Genomic DNA, 14,901 nt, shown 5'->3' with positions numbered 1-14,901 from the left:
GACACCATCATCATGGTGTCCGCCCTCCCCGATCAAGCCCGCCAGGGCACGCCAGCTTCGGGGTCGATCCCATACTTGCGGATTGCCTCTGCGCATTTTGCCCGGTCGATTTCACCGCGATCGGCCATTGCATCCAGGGCAGCCAACACCACGTGATAGCGATCCACCTCAAAGAAGCTGCGCAAAGCCACGCGGGTATCACTGCGACCAAAACCATCTGTGCCCAGGGCGGTGAACCGCGCCGACAGATACGGTGCAATCAACTGCGGCCATGCACGCAGATAGTCGCTGGCAGCGACCACCGGCAGGTCGCCTGCCAGGCAATGCTCGACATGACTGGTGCGAGACTCCGGTGCCTCCGGGTGCAGACGATTCCAGCGCTGCACCTCGCGGGCTTCACGTTCCAGTTCGCTGAAGCTGGTGGCGCTCCAGATTTCGCTGTTCACGCCCCAGTCCGACTTCAGCAATTCAGCCGCAGCAATCACTTCGCGCAGGATCGTGCCCGACCCCACCAGGCGCACGGACGCAGTGCCATCGGCGGCCGCGTAGCGATACATGCCTTTGACGATGTCTGACTCGACACCTTCGGGCAAGCTGGGCTGTGCGTAGTTCTCGTTCATCAGGGTGACGTAGTAGAAAACGTCTTCCTGATGCTCCAGCATCTGGCGCATGCCGTGATCCAGGATCACCGCAAATTCCCCGGCAAAGGCCGGGTCGTAGGTGCGGCAGTTCGGGACCGCAGCAGCCATCAATACGCTGTGGCCGTCCTGGTGCTGCAGGCCTTCGCCGCCCAATGTGGTGCGGCCCGCCGTCGCGCCCAGCAGGAAACCGCGTGCACGTTGGTCAGCTGCTGCCCAGATCAAGTCACCGATGCGCTGGAAACCGAACATCGAGTAGTAGATGTAGAACGGCAGCATGGCCACGCCGTGCACCGAATAGCTGGTGGCAGCCGACACCCACGAGCTGACCGCACCAGCTTCGCTGATGCCTTCTTCCAGAATCTGCCCGTCCTGTGCCTCGCGGTAGCTGAGCACGGAACCGATGTCTTCGGGTTCGTACATCTGCCCCACGCGCGAGTAGATGCCCACTTGGCGGAAAAGGTTGGCCATGCCAAAGGTGCGTGCTTCATCGGCCACGATGGGCACCACGCGCGGCCCGAGTTCCTGGTCTTTCAGCAGGTTGCCCAGCATGCGCACAAAGGCCATGGTGGTGCTCATTTCCTTGCCGTCAGCGCGCAGTGCGAACTCGGCATAACGTGCAGCCTCGGGCACGCGCACGGCCGGCGCACTTACAGCACGGCTGGGCATGTGTCCGCCCAGTGCGGCACGGCGAGCATGCAGGTATTGCATCTCGGGACTGTCGTCGTCCGGGCGCAGGAAGGCCAGGCTTTCGGCCTGCTCGTCGGACAAGGGCAGGTTGAAACGATTGCGGAAGGCGATCAAATCTTCGCGTTCCAGTTTCTTCTGCTGATGGGTGGTCATGCGGCCCTGGCCCGCTTCACCCATGCCATAACCCTTCTTGGTCTGCGCCAGAATCACCACCGGGCGGCCCAAGGCATTGGCTGCTTCGTGATAGGCCGCGTGAATCTTCACCAAGTCGTGGCCACCGCGCTTCAGGCGGTCGATCTGCTCGTCGGTCAGCCCTTGCGCAAGCGCTGCCAACGCCGGGTTCTGGCCGAAGAAATGTTCACGGTTGTAGCGGCCGTCCTTGGCCGCAAAGGTCTGGAACTGACCATCGACGGTGTTGGCAAACGTCTGGGCGATCACGCCTTCCTTGTCACGCGCGAACAGGCCGTCCCAGTCAGAGCCCCAGACCAGCTTGATCACATGCCAACCGGCCCCCGAGAACAACGCTTCCAGTTCGTCGATGATGCGACCATTGCTGCGCACCGGGCCATCCAGCCGCTGCAGGTTGCAGTTGACCACCCAGATCAGATTGTCCAGACCTTCGCGTGCGGCGAGCGTCAGTGCGCTCATGCTTTCCGGCTCGTCCATCTCGCCGTCGCCGAACACGCCCCACACCTTGCGGCCGTGGGTATCGAGCAGACCGCGATGCTTCAGGTAGCGCATGAAGCGCGCCTGGTAAATGGAGCTGATCGGGCCGATGCCCATCGACCCGGTGGGGAATTGCCAGAAATCTGGCATCAACCACGGGTGTGGATAACTGCTGAGTCCCTGCACACCTTTGCCAGCAGCCGTGATTTCCTGGCGGTAGTGCCCCAGATCGGTTTCGCTCAGGCGGCCGTCCAGGAACGCACGGGCGTAGACGCCGGGTGCCGAGTGGGCCTGGTAGAACACCAAGTCACCGCCAAAGCCGTCACGGCGCGCGCGGAAGAAATGGTTGAAGCCGACTTCGAACAAGTCGGCCGCACTGGCGTAGCTGGCGATGTGGCCGCCCAGTTCGCCGTAAGCTTTATTGGCGCGTACCACCATCGCCAACGCGTTCCAGCGGATGATCGATGCCAGCCGTTCTTCGATGGCCAGGTCACCCGGGTACACCGGCTGACGTTCGATTGGAATGCTGTTGACGTAGGGCGTGCCGCGCGGCGGCTCCCAGCCCACGGCGGGCGTACGCGCCAGATGCGATAGTTGGTCGAGCAGGTAACGAGCACGGGCCGGGCCGGCTTGCTCGAGTACGCTGGCAAAGGCCTCGCGCCACTCGGCAGTTTCTTCGGGGTCTTCGTCAACGCCCCGCAAATGGGCCTGGATCGAATCGTCACTCATGCTCGTCTCCTCACTTCGTCTTGAAGTCTGCTGCGGGCACGGACCCGCAGTCGTCAGATGGATGCGCGTGTTCATTGCACGCGTCATTGTCGGCGCAGCGTGTTGGTGCCAGCGGCCTTCAATCACGCATGCGACCCACGCTTATTCCATGCCGTTGCGACGGGCCAGTTCGACGAACAGGGCAGAGTGATCGAGATCAGCCAGACCGTTATCGACCGCCTGTTCGAACAATTGCTCGAACAGCGTCGAGACCGGTGCCTCGAAGCCCAGTTCGCGCGCCGTATCCATCACATTGCGCATGTCTTTCAACTGTACCGACATCGCCGCACGCTTGGTGAAATCACGTTCCACCATCCGGCCTCCGTGTAGCTGAAGCACGCGACTTTCGGCAAACCCGCCGCCGATCGCTTCGCGCACCTTGGCCATGTCCGCACCGCCCTTGCCTGCAAACAATAACGCCTCGGCCACCGCGCCGATAGTCACGCTGACGATAAGCTGGTTGGCCAGCTTGGCAAGCTGGCCGGCACCGTGCGGGCCAACGTGGGTGGCACGTCCCAGCAACTGAAGCACGGGCAGCGCACGCGCAAAGTCTTCGGCCTCGCCACCTGCCATGATGGCCAAGGTGCCCTGCTCGGCACCGACCGTGCCGCCGGACACGGGTGCATCCACGTGGGCCACGCCCAGGGCTTGCAGACGTGCTGCATGGTCGCGCGCCTCTCGGGGCTTGATCGACGCCATGTCGACCACCAGGGTGCCCGGCTTCAGTGCCTCGGCCACGCCCTGGCCGAACAGCACGGCCTCGACCGCTGCGCCATTCTCAAGCATGCCGATGACCAGATCGGCGTCTTTCACTGCATCGGCCGGGGTGTCGGCCACGGTCGCGCCGAAGGCCAGCAGGCGCTCGGCCTTGTCGCGGCTGCGATTCCATACGACCAGGGTATGGCCGGCTTCGCACAGGCGTCGTGCAATGGGGTAGCCCATCAGGCCTGTGCCAAGGACGGTGATATTCATGATGTTCATTCCTGCTGTCCGGTCTGGCCGGTAGAAGATGTCGCACGCTTGCCCGGTGGGCAGCGTCAAAGATGGAAAAAACATGCGGCTCACCGACGTCTGGAACGACGTCGGTGAGCCGCATGAAGACGCACGTTTTCAGCCGGCCTGTTGGCCGAACCGCTGTTCCAGTTCCTTGCGAATCTTATAGGCATGCGTGGTGGTGTCCATCGCCACGTCGTCCCAGGTGACACTGGCACCTTGCTTGACCGGACGAATCACCTTCACGCTGTGCGCCAGGCCAAGCGGCACGCCGCCCAGTGCCACGGACTTCTTCGCAGGCAGCACCTTGCCCCAGACGGTATAACCGCCCTCGCCGTCCAACATGTCGCCGGGTTTCAGATCGCGCTTGGCCGTGGCCACTACGTCGGCATTCCAGCAGGTGGCGACGCCGGTGGGTTCACCGCGCAAGGCCACGCTGGCGACGGACACACCAACTTCCAGGCCGATCAGATGCCAGCGTTTGTACAGCGTGAAATACCGGCCGCTGGGATCGGTATGGGCGTTGTATTCCTCGAAGCAATTCTTGATGTAATCGGTCTCGGCCTCGACCGTTACCCACACACCCATGCGGATGTCGTAGGGGATCTTGCGGCCATCGGCTTCCAGGGAAGACACGACTTCGACCATGCCCTTCTTTTCCAGCACACCGCCCTCGCTGATCGGGCGGGTGACGAAGGGAATGTCTTCCACACTGGCAGGCGGGTATAGCAGTCCGTTGCTGGGCACCTCCAGGCCGGTGGCATTGGCCACCGCACTGCATTCGATGGAAGGCTTGGAGCCATCCAGGAAGCTGTTGAACATCTTCGGATTCAGCCCGCCGCGGGTGGCCTGTTCGGGCGTCAGGCCGTAATAGCCCCACACAGTTTCCGGGGTGGACTGGCTGTAGTGCGGCAGCCATTTGTGGCCACGCCCGGCGGCCACCACCGGGAAGCCGCAAGTGCGCGCCCAGTCCACCAGATCGCAGATCAACGCAGGTTGATCACCGAATGCCAGTGAATACACCACGCCCGCTTCTTCGGCCTTGCGCGCCAGCAGCGGGCCGCAGAATGCATCGGCCTCGACCGTGACATTGACCACATGTTTGCCATTGGAGAACGCCGCCAGACAGTGATCGACCGCAGCAATCGGGTGGCCGGTACATTCCACGATCACATCGATCTGCGGGTGCGTGACCAGCGATTCCCAGTTGTCGGTGATGTGCGTGCCACCTGTCTTGATCGCGTCATCGAGCGAGGTGGCACGGGTTTGCGCCGGGTCCCAGCCCACCCGCGCCAGGTTGCTGCGCGCGGCGTCCGGGGACAGATCGGCAACGGCGACCAGCTGCACGCCGGGCGTGCGCGGAATCTGCGCCAGATACATGGAGCCGAACTTGCCTGCGCCGATCAGGCCAACCCGGATTGGATTGTTGTCAGCGGCGCGTTGCTGGAGTTTGCGGTGAAGATTCATGCGTGGGGTGTCCGTGGGCGTAGTGCTTGGCGTGTCGATGAAATGTTGTTGTCGTGGCAGAGCGGGGGCAGACCCTCGGCACGTACTGCCGAAGGTCTGCCATCCGCTCAAGCGGCCTTGGCTTCGTCGATCAGGTCCGTCGACGTTTCCAGTGCGCTGGCCGGCAATCCGTCCTTCCAGGGCAGGTCCACTGGATAGGGTTTGCTCAGACAGTCGTCGGGCAGACACGAGATCGGCGTGAAGTCGCGGTGCGCAATGAATTCCGGGCGCTTGAAACGACGGATGTGATTGCCGAGCGTGCACAGACTCAGGTAGACGCTGACCCGGTCGAACGGCGACAGGTTGCTGCTGGACGCATGCACCAGGCAGGAATGGAACAGGATCATCGACCCGGCTGGCCCCTTGGGTGCCACGATGCCGCCGTTCTTGCCGCCCGCACGATCGACCAGTTGCGCGATCAGTGCGTTATCAACGGTCCACAGCGGGTAGCTGGTGGTGGTCAGGTCGTGCTTGGCATCGACCACGCCTTTCTTGTGACTGCCCGGAATGAACATCAGCGGGCCGTTGAACTCGATCACATCGTCCAGGAAGATCGCGACGTTCATGGCGCGCTCGGTGGGCATGGCGTCGTCGTTCAGCCAGGTGCCGTAATCCTGGTGCCATTGCCAGACGTCACCATCGAAGGCTTTCTTGCCATTGATCTTGAACTGGTGCATGTACAGGTCCTCGCCCCCGAACAAGTCCTGCACCGGCTCGACCATGCGCGGGTGCCGCGCCAACTTGGCAAACGGCTCGCTGATCAGGTGGGCGGCAAAATTGGTGCGTACCGCATCCGAGCCTTTTTCACGGATGTTGTAAGCCTCGCGGCGACTGTACAAGTCGGGCACCGCATCGCTCAGCGTCTGCGTTTCTTCCTTGGAAAACAGGCCGGGGAAAAACAGATAACCGTCACGATCGAACTGTTCAAGCTGTTCAGGGGTGAGTCGCATGCGATATCTCCGTATTTTGGGGGCGGGCACGGATATTCCGAATTCCGTACTCTGTATACAGATACTAGGACAGACAGGAAATCGGTCCTATAGGAGTTCTACTAGGCCCATGCGGCACAGTTTGTGCGGACAGATGAAAATTCACCCATCCGCAATCACCTGCCTGACTCGGGCGACTAAGGAATTCGATATGCACCCCAATATGCATCCCACTTCGCAATTCACCTCACAAGCCACCACGTCTTTGACCACTCGGCTGGCACTGGTGGCCGCTGGCGCACTGATGAGCATGTCGGCATTTGCCGCCGACACGTCTGCCACCTCGACGGCGCAATCCGAGCGTGCGCGTTGTGAAAGTGGCCAGTCCAATCAGGACCGTGCCACGTGTTTGAAAGAAGTGGGTGCTGCACAGGGCGAAGCAAAGGCCGGAAATTTGACCGGTGCAGGTGCTTTTGATCAGAACGCCACCGACCGCTGCAAGGCCTTGCCGGCCAGCGATCAAGCTGCCTGCATGGGTCGCCTGAACAGCGGCACCAGCAGCGGCAGCGCCGAAAGCGGCGGCATCATCCGTGAATACCGCCAGACCGAGGTGGGCACGCCGTCCGCACCGGGTACCGGCAACACGCCCACGACCGCTGTGCCGGTTGCCCCGTCCAAATAAATACCAGGAGCTTTTCATGCGTAAAAAGAATCTGTTGCGTCTGACGGCATTGGCCTTGTGCAGCGCTGGTGTGATGGCGGGCGCACACGCCCAGACTTCCCGCGCGTCTGATGACGCGGCCACGCGTTATCGCATGGAACGCGAAGCTTGCCTGTCTGGCCAATCGCATCAGGATCGTCAGACCTGCTTGCGCGAAGCGGGTGCAGCGCAAGGTGAAGCGAAGGCCGGGCGACTGGATGACCGGAGCGCAGCTTCGTATCGCCAGAACGCGCTGGAACGCTGCCGCGTGCTGCCCATGAGCGACCGCGATGCCTGCGTGGCACGCCTGGATGGTACGGGCCGTGTGAGTGGCAGTGTGGAAGGTGGCGGCATTCTGCGTGAATACGTGCAGCGCGAAGTTGGCGTGCCGCAGCAACCTGCCGCCGCGCCAATGCCCGTGCCGCCGCGGCCGATGCCGCAGCAGGTTCAGCCGCCGATGCCGTCGCAGATGCAGCCCCAGATGCAACCCCAGATGCCGCCCCCGGCTCCCCCGCCGCGCAGCTATGACGGTCGTCCGGGTGGTGCCGTCCCCTACGGCGGCATGCCGGCACCGAGCATGCAGCCCGCTCCGATGCCACCGGCACCGGGTACGCGCTAAATGCACGATCAAGCAGGGTTTGGCACAGGTTTCAACGCCTGATGCTGCCCTGCTTGAAGCAAGCCCGAAGCAAGCTATGAAGCAACCCCGCAAGCAACCATGACGCAACACTCCCTCCGCTATCATGGCTGCTTTGGGTCTTGTCGTATGTCCACGCTCAGCTTGCGCAGTTTCCATCCCGATGACGAGTCCGCAGTCATCGCCCTGTGGCATGAATGTGGTCTGGTCCGACCCTGGAACGACCCGCAACGAGACATTGCGCGCAAGCTGACTCAGCAACCCGAATTGTTCCTGGTCGGCACGATTGACGAGCAAGTGGTGGCCACCGCCATGGTTGGCTATGACGGGCATCGCGGCTGGGTGTATTACCTGGCAGTGGCACAGGCACATCGAAAGCTGGCGATCGGACGCACGCTGATGGACGCTGCCGAGCAACGGCTGACAGCGCTGGGCTGCCCCAAGATCAACCTGATGGTTCGCACCAGCAATGAACAGGTGCTGGCTTTTTACGATCGGCTTGGCTACAAGCGCGACGATGCCGTCAGCCTGGGCAAGCGGCTGATTCCGGATGGTCCTGGCCCGGTCTGACCTTGGCGCGGCCTGGTCACCATCAAGATCGATTCACCGACAGCTTGACACACCAGCGGCCAGTTTCCTGACCGTATCAACCTTCACGGAGCGTAATGATGCCGTACGAATTTTGGTATTGGACAGGCATTCCCGGCCGCGGTGAATTCGTTCGCTTGGCCTTGGAAGCTGGCGGTATTGCGTACAAGGAATGCGCCCGCGATCCGGCCATCGGCGACGAGGGTCTGGTCAAGCACATGCAATCCGGCCAGCGTGCACAACCGCCCTTCGCACCGCCCTATCTGGTGGCCGATGGCATCACCATTGCCCAGACTGCCAATATCCTGCTGTTCCTGGGCGAACGGCACGATTTAGCTCCCCGCGATGTCGCCGGGCGGCTGTGGGTCAACCAATTGCAGTTGACCATTGCCGACATGGTGGCGGAAGCGCACGACACGCACCACCCGATCGATGCTGCACGTTATTACGAAGAGCAAAAGCCAGAAGCCGCGCAACGTGCAGACGTGTTTCGCTCAGCGCGCATGCCGAAGTTTCTGGACTACTTTGAACATGCGCTGGCAGACGGTGCGTGGCTGGCAGGAACACGCTGGACTTACGCAGACCTGTCGCTGTATCAGCTGGTCAAGGGTTTGCTTTTCGCGTTTCCCAAACGGATGAAAACGCTTGCGCCCGGCTACCCGAAGGTGATGGCGCTTTACCAAGGTGTGGCAGACCTGCCCGAGTTGCAGAACTACTTTGCCAGCCCGCGCCATCTGCCCTTTGGCGAGGGCATTTTCCGTCATTACCCAGAGTTGGATGGCGAGTGAACGTTAAGCACCGGTAGTGTCTGCAACTCACTATCGGGCCAACGGCGAACCCGCTGACACGCTTTCCGCCCGGTCATTGCACCAACGCGGGTCGCCCGCATTCATCATCCGATCAAGCTGCCCAGCACCAGCACCGCCAACACCAGCCAGATCAGGCCGCCGATCACCGAGCGGCTCATGAAGGCGCGAATCGCGGCGTACAGCAACAACAAACCAATCAGCAGCACCGCAAAATTGAAGGTCGACGGTGCCATGCCGATGGCGCGCGCCATGCCATCGGAAAAATCGCGGATCGCGCCGCCCAGCCCACCGAACACCGCCCGCAATGCGTCAACGATGGTTCGGATCACCGACCCAAGGGTGCTGCCCAGCCATTCGAAAAATCCGTCAGCGTTCATGCGTTCTCACCAGCGTGTAAAAGGAAAATCAAAGCCCAAGCGCCATCAACATCAGGAAGGTGGCAAACAGTACAAAGTGCGTCATGCCCTCGATGGCGTTGGTCTCACCGTCGTTCAGATTGATGGCGGCCACAATCAGCGTGATGAACACCATCACGGTCTGTACCGGTGTCATCGCCATCTGGAAGGGTTCGCCGGAATACAGCGCAATCGCTTCCATCACCGGCACCGTCAGAATCACCGTGGACAGCGACGCACCCATGGCAATGTTCACCACCGACTGCATGCGGTTGGCCAGCGCGGCACGCAAGGCGGTCAATATCTCCGGGCCAGCCGAAATGCTTGCCACGACCAACGCAATCAACATGGGCGGTGCGCCACTGCCCTGCAAGCCCAGGCTAAGTGACTTGGACATCAGTTCCGCCAGCGCACCCACCACCACCACGCCGCCGATCATCACGCCAATCGACCCGGACAAGCTGACAGGCGCATGGTCGACAGCGCCTTCCTTGCGTTTCTTCTCGGGGTAGTTGTAGCTGAAGAAGTAGCTGTGATCGGTGGTCTGCATGCGCAGGAACACTGCGTACAAGACCACCATCGCGCCAATCGTGAAGGCCGAATACGCGTGCCACGAGGCCTCGGGAATGAATTCCGGCACCACCATGGAGATGCCCATGGCAGTCAGGATCATCACGCTGTAAGTACGCGCGGAATCATCGTTGTACGGTTGCTCGCCATGTTTGAGCCCGCCGATGATCGCGGCCAGGCCCAGAATGCCGTTGATGTCGAGCATCACGGCGGCGTAGATCGTGTCGCGCACCAGGGTGGGCGATGGCTCGTGCGTCATCATGATCGCCAGCACCACCACTTCGACCAATACCGCCGACAAGGTCAGGATCATGGTGCCGTATGGGTCGCCAACTTTTTCAGCCAGCAGTTCGGCATGATGGGCAACACGCATCGAAGCCAGCAAGATGGCGGCAATCAGCAGCAGCGACACCACCAGGGCCACCACCCGGCCCTGCGACAGAAAGGCGTGCTCGAAGCCATAGCCCAGGGCGGCCGCGACAGTCGCCACCAGAAGAAGACGTTCTTGCTTGATAAAGCTGGACATGGGTGCTGCGCGGGATGTTGTGTGGTGTGGGGGGCAAGGCAGTGTAGTGCGGGGCATCGCCCAGACACGTTACACATGGTTTTCCCGCGCTTTACCGCAACAAGCCAGGAAGTGGCACTAGCATCGACCCGTTCAGCGTCTGCATCGGGCACGCTGGACGATGTGCTTCATGCGGCGGATTCTGAGCACTTATCGTCGCGCCCGCCTGGCTGCTTTTTCGCCTGTACTTCCTGTTCCGCTCTGCTGCCCGTTCTCGGAGTACGCCATGCCCCACCTCGACACTGACAAGCTACGCATTGCCTATACCGACGACGGCCCAAAGGATGCGCCGCCAGTATTGTTGCTGCATGGTTGGCCTGATGACCCACACACCTGGGACCACCTGCGACAGCAACTGCTGGCCGAGGGCAAACGGGTCATCGTGCCTGCCTTGCGCGGCTGTGGCGATACGACATTTCTTAATACCGACACGCCGCGCAGCGGGCAGATGAGCGCGCTGGTCACCGACATTCTGGATTTCGCCAGCGGCTTGCAGCTGTCGCGCTTCTCGGTGGTTGGACACGACTGGGGCGGACGCATTGCTTACAACCTCGCGCTGGTCGCCCCAGACCGGGTGCAGCGCTGCGTGGCCATGTCGTTCGGCTGGACGGGCGGTAACTTCAATCAGCCGCTGGGCATCGATCAGGCGCGCAACTTCTGGTATCACTGGTACCTGGCCACCGAGCGCGGCGCGCAGGCCCTGCGCGACGACCGACGCGGGTTCACCCGTTTCATCTGGCAGACCTGGTCACCCGACTGGCAGTTCGACGACGACACCTTCGAACGCACTGCAGCCGCCTTCGACAATCCAGACTGGGCCGAGGTGGTGATCCACTACTACCGTCATCGCTGGGGGCTTGCGCCTTCAGATCCTGCGTACCAAGTCATGGATGAAGCCTTGGCCGCACGCAGCATCATCAGCGTGCCGACCCTGGTGTTGCATGGCGACGGCGACACCTGCAATCCGGCTGCAACCTCAGCAGGCAAGGAAGCGTTCTTCAGCGGCCCCTACCAACGGGTGGTGGTGCCACGGGCAGGACATTTTCCGCAGCGCGAGCAACCGTGCATCGTGGCCGATGCCGTGCTGGGCTGGCTGCGTTGAGGCAATTTTCTGCGTCCGTGGATTCCAAGCTTGCGCCTAATGAGGCGACCAGTCATGCGTCCAGTTGCCAAGCCATCAACGAAACTGCCGCAGCGCCCGGCGCAATTCCCGCTCAAGCGCATGCCGGCGGACGGGGGTCAGGAAATGTCCAACTTCCACCCGCTGGTTTCCGCTGCACAGGTAAAGTCGGGCGCTGTCCTTGCCGCCACGTTCCACCCGCGTCCAGGCCGGGTTGAACTGATGGAACGAAATATCGCGCCCACGCACCACCTCGACTTCAAGATTGCCGTCGTCCGCCATGCGGATCGATTCGCCGTCGAAGGCATGTAGCGCAAAATGCACGTAGCACGCGCTGACCACCCCGACCTGCAACATGCAGAACGCCACGATCACCCACAGCTGCATCAGCCCGAAGCAGATCGCAATCGCCCCGGAAATCACCCCGTGGATTGCATAGGCCTGCATGAAGCTGCGCGGCGTGATGGCAAACCGACGCCGCAGCGACCAGCCCAAAGCTGGTGCGGGGTCGGCAGGCGGCGGGTCGGTAGCAGAAAGCATCCCGCAAATCCTATCATTCGGAGATAAGTCGATGTCCCCCGCTAATACCCCCACTGTTGCCGAGACCCCGATTGCCGTGATCGGCGCGGGCCTGATCGGCATGAGCTGGGCGGCGCTGTTTTCCGGCTACGGCCATCCGGTGCGGGTCTGGGACGTGCGCCCCGATGTCGCCGATACCCTGCTGCCTTATGTGGCGCGCGCCCATGAAGCCTTGCAGGCGCTTGGTCAACTGGCTGCCACCCCTGGCACCGTCACGGTCACGACAGACTTGGCCGAGGCCATCACCGGGGCCCGTTTCGTGCAGGAAAACGCGCCGGAAAAGCTTGAGCTCAAGCGGGATCTGTACGCGCTGATCGGCAAGCATCTGGCACCGGATGCGATCCTGGCCTCGTCCACGTCGTCCATCGCGCCCTCATTGCTGCAAGAGAGCCTGCCCTTTGCCGACCGTGTGCTGGTCGGCCACCCGTTCAACCCGCCGCACCTGATGCCGGTCGTGGAAATCGTGCGTGGCGAGGCCACTTCCGATGCCGCAGCCGAACAGGCATTTGCGTTCTATCAGTCGCTTGGCCGTGTGCCGCTGCGTCTGCACAAGGAAGTGGTGGGCCACCTGGGCAACCGCCTGCAAGCGGCCCTGTGGCGTGAAGCCATCGATGCGGTCGACAGTGGCCTGGCCAGCCTGGAAGACGTGGACGCCATGCTGACCCACGGGCTTGGCCTGCGCTGGGCGGTAGCCGGCCCGCACTTCTCTTTCCATCTGGCGGGTGGCGCGGGCGGCTACGACAACTTCATCGGTCACCTGGGGCCTGCTTTCGAGGCGCAATGGCGCGACCTTCGCACCCCGGAACTGACACCGGAACTGCGCGCCAAGCTGGTCAAGGAAATGAATCAGGTCGCAGCTGGGCAAAGCGTCACGGCTTTGGAAGGTGAACGCGACAAGCGATTGGTCGCCATCATGCAGGCGCGCGCCGCCTTGGGCGGGCCGCTCGGCCGCAAATCCTGATCCACGCAACAAATCATCGTCAGAGGGGGTGTGAATGGATGATTCGTTCACCTACCCCTGCCTATAATCGTTTTTCCCGCCCAGCAGGCAATCGCCATGCTTTACCAGCTTCTGAAGTTCGTCCATGTGCTGTCCATCGTGATCTGGATCGGCGGCATGTTCTTCGCCCATTTCTGTTTGCGGCCGGCGGTGGCCAAGCTCGATGCCCCGCCGGTCCGACTTGCCCTGATGCATGATGTGCTGGGCCGCTTCTTCAACATCGTCGGCATCGTCGCGCTGCTCAGTCTGGTCAGCGGCGGCTGGATGATGGGCCGCATCGCCAAACAGACGGTGCAAAGCGGCGGACAATTTGCCATGCCGCTGTCCTGGACCATCATGGCCACGCTCGGCATCTTCATGATCCTGATCTTCGGCCACATCCGCTTTGCGCTGTACAAGCGCATGTCGCGGGCCGTGGCCGCCAAGGACTGGGCAGCCGGTGGTGCCGCGCTTGCCACCATCCGGCGCTGGGTCGCCGTCAACCTCGTCATCGGCGTACTGATCGTCGCGGTGATACTCATCGGCTGAGCATGACTCCGACTACCAAGGCCCTGGTGGCACTCACCGGGGCCTATACGCTAAGTCAGTTTTTCCGCAGCTATATTGCCGTGATCGCGCCAGAACTCAGTCGCGATCTGGACCTCGGTCCAAGCGGCTTCGGCTGGCTGTCCTCGGTGTTCTTCCTGAGCTTTGCGGTCGCGCAGATTCCGGTGGGCATCGCGTTCGATCGCTACGGGGTCGGACGACCCTCGATGATCCTGATGATCGTCGGCATCTTCAGCGCCCTGCTGTTTGCCGCAGCGCCCCACCCTGCTTTCTCGATGATTGCGCAGTCCGGCCTGGGATTCGCCTGTGCGCCCTTGTACATGGGCCTGATCTATTACGCGGCCCGGCATCTGCATGACCATCGTTATGTGCAGGTCATTTCAATGGTCGGTGCAGTGGGCAGCGTGGGCGCATTGCTGGCGGCCACACCGCTGGGCTGGGCGACTGAGGTCATTGGCTGGCGGATTTCGGTGGGCCTGTCGGCACTGCTGGCGCTTGCCGCAGCGCTGTCGCTCTACCGTTGGGTGGACGACCGACCGGTCACCCCGCCACCGCGCCAGCCCTTGGGCACCACGCTATGGTCGTGTGTGACCTTGTTCCGTCAGCCCGGCATCTGGCCGCTGGTGCCCGTGTGTTTCACCATGGCGGCGGGCAGTGCGTTCCGCAACGCCTGGGGCGGCCCTTACCTGGCAGCGGTCTACGAACTTGACCCAGTGGCGCGTGGCCAGGCCATGTCGGTGGTCAGCGTGCTTGGCCTGATTGCGGCGTTTTCACTGGCACCACTGGTCAAACGCTGGCGACCCAAACACGTGGCGGTCAGCTGGTTGATTGCGGGCGTGGTGGGCGGCACTTTCCACGCCATCGTGCCGGCCGCCAATCTGGGCCTGAGCATCTTTGTGATTGCGCTGCTGTTCTCGGTCGCCAACATCCACCCGCTGGTGATGTCTCAAGGCAAGGAACTGATCAGCCCGGAAGTGCGCGGACGCGGGCTTGGTGTGCTGAACACCTTTGTGTTCCTGGGCTCGGCGCTGATTTCAGCCGGTTTTGGCTGGATCATTCGCGCAGCGCAGGACTATGGGCTGTCCGATGCCGCCGGTTACGGTTGGTTATTCTTTACCTCGGCATTTCTGCTGTTTGTCGGCCTGGTGCCGTACCTGCGCAGCCGGAGCTGAACGGAAAGTTCAGGAAAAAATCAGGCCGCG

At 62.1% G+C, this 14,901-nt stretch carries 15 protein-coding genes; 8 read left to right on the top strand and 7 right to left on the bottom strand.

Features of this window, described 5'->3' with window-relative positions; translation table 11 throughout:
- Positions 1-32: 32 nt before the first annotated feature.
- The 4 genes from mdeB to FXN63_RS04590 all read right to left on the bottom strand — a co-directional run bounded on the left by mdeB (position 33) and on the right by FXN63_RS04590 (position 6,211).
- Positions 33-2,723, bottom strand: a complete 2,691-nt coding sequence (gene mdeB / locus FXN63_RS04605; RefSeq protein ID WP_148813268.1) for an alpha-ketoglutarate dehydrogenase — start codon at positions 2,721-2,723, stop codon at positions 33-35.
- Between the two features lie 141 nt (positions 2,724-2,864).
- Positions 2,865-3,743, bottom strand: coding sequence for an NAD(P)-dependent oxidoreductase (locus FXN63_RS04600; RefSeq protein ID WP_187395103.1), 879 nt, complete (start codon positions 3,741-3,743; stop codon positions 2,865-2,867).
- Between the two features lie 129 nt (positions 3,744-3,872).
- A complete protein-coding gene (locus FXN63_RS04595) occupies positions 3,873-5,222 on the bottom strand; it encodes an NAD(P)H-dependent oxidoreductase (protein WP_148813264.1) in 1,350 nt (449 codons plus the stop codon).
- A gap of 107 nt (positions 5,223-5,329) precedes the next feature.
- Positions 5,330-6,211, bottom strand: a complete 882-nt coding sequence (locus FXN63_RS04590) for a phytanoyl-CoA dioxygenase family protein (RefSeq protein WP_148813262.1) — start codon at positions 6,209-6,211, stop codon at positions 5,330-5,332.
- A 190-nt stretch (positions 6,212-6,401) separates the two neighbouring features.
- On the opposite strand from FXN63_RS04590, the gene FXN63_RS04585 reads away from it, so the two are divergent.
- The 4 genes from FXN63_RS04585 (at position 6,402) to FXN63_RS04570 (ending at position 8,903) form a co-directional block, all read left to right on the top strand.
- Positions 6,402-6,872, top strand: a complete 471-nt coding sequence (locus tag FXN63_RS04585; protein WP_187395102.1) for a hypothetical protein — start codon at positions 6,402-6,404, stop codon at positions 6,870-6,872.
- A gap of 16 nt (positions 6,873-6,888) precedes the next feature.
- Complete coding sequence (locus FXN63_RS04580) at positions 6,889-7,509, top strand: hypothetical protein (RefSeq protein WP_148813260.1); 621 nt, start codon at positions 6,889-6,891, stop codon at positions 7,507-7,509.
- Positions 7,510-7,656: 147 nt separating this feature from the next.
- Positions 7,657-8,097 carry a GNAT family acetyltransferase gene (locus tag FXN63_RS04575; RefSeq protein ID WP_148813258.1) on the top strand — a complete coding sequence of 147 codons (441 nt, stop codon included), beginning with the start codon at positions 7,657-7,659 and terminating at the stop codon, positions 8,095-8,097.
- A 98-nt stretch (positions 8,098-8,195) separates the two neighbouring features.
- A complete protein-coding gene (locus FXN63_RS04570; RefSeq protein ID WP_148818941.1) occupies positions 8,196-8,903 on the top strand; it encodes a glutathione S-transferase in 708 nt (235 codons plus the stop codon).
- Positions 8,904-9,007: 104 nt separating this feature from the next.
- On the opposite strand, the gene FXN63_RS04565 is transcribed toward FXN63_RS04570, so the two are convergent.
- Together FXN63_RS04565 and FXN63_RS04560 are read right to left on the bottom strand one after the other, a co-directional pair.
- Entirely contained in the window at positions 9,008-9,301 is a 294-nt protein-coding gene (locus FXN63_RS04565; RefSeq protein WP_148813256.1) for a hypothetical protein, read from the bottom strand.
- A gap of 28 nt (positions 9,302-9,329) precedes the next feature.
- The gene (locus tag FXN63_RS04560) at positions 9,330-10,415 is read right to left on the bottom strand and encodes a calcium:cation antiporter (protein WP_148813254.1); all 1,086 of its coding nucleotides are present in this window, start codon (positions 10,413-10,415) and stop codon (positions 9,330-9,332) included.
- Between the two features lie 265 nt (positions 10,416-10,680).
- Here FXN63_RS04560 and FXN63_RS04555 point away from each other — a divergent pair, with 265 nt between their 5' ends.
- On the top strand, positions 10,681-11,556 hold the full coding sequence (locus FXN63_RS04555) for an alpha/beta fold hydrolase (RefSeq protein WP_148813252.1): 876 nt from the start codon (positions 10,681-10,683) through the stop codon (positions 11,554-11,556).
- 75 nt (positions 11,557-11,631) lie between these two features.
- Here FXN63_RS04555 and FXN63_RS04550 read toward each other — a convergent pair whose 3' ends face one another.
- Positions 11,632-12,114, bottom strand: coding sequence for a DUF2244 domain-containing protein (locus FXN63_RS04550; RefSeq protein ID WP_187395101.1), 483 nt, complete (start codon positions 12,112-12,114; stop codon positions 11,632-11,634).
- Positions 12,115-12,145: 31 nt separating this feature from the next.
- Here FXN63_RS04550 and FXN63_RS04545 point away from each other — a divergent pair, with 31 nt between their 5' ends.
- From FXN63_RS04545 to FXN63_RS04535, 3 genes are all read left to right on the top strand, one after another.
- Positions 12,146-13,114 (top strand): 3-hydroxyacyl-CoA dehydrogenase NAD-binding domain-containing protein, encoded by a 969-nt coding sequence (locus tag FXN63_RS04545; protein ID WP_187395100.1) that lies wholly within the window; start codon positions 12,146-12,148, stop codon positions 13,112-13,114.
- A gap of 96 nt (positions 13,115-13,210) precedes the next feature.
- On the top strand, positions 13,211-13,681 hold the full coding sequence (locus tag FXN63_RS04540; protein WP_148813247.1) for a CopD family protein: 471 nt from the start codon (positions 13,211-13,213) through the stop codon (positions 13,679-13,681).
- 2 nt (positions 13,682-13,683) lie between these two features.
- Positions 13,684-14,871: an MFS transporter gene (locus FXN63_RS04535; protein WP_148813245.1), complete on the top strand. Its 1,188-nt coding sequence runs from the start codon at positions 13,684-13,686 to the stop codon at positions 14,869-14,871.
- Positions 14,872-14,901: the final 30 nt, after the last annotated feature.

The organism is Pigmentiphaga aceris (assembly GCF_008119665.1).
Taxonomy (GTDB): Bacteria; Pseudomonadota; Gammaproteobacteria; order Burkholderiales; family Burkholderiaceae_B; genus Pigmentiphaga; species Pigmentiphaga aceris.
Note: the sequence above shows the minus strand (reverse complement) of the source record. Positions and strands in the feature narration are given on the sequence as shown.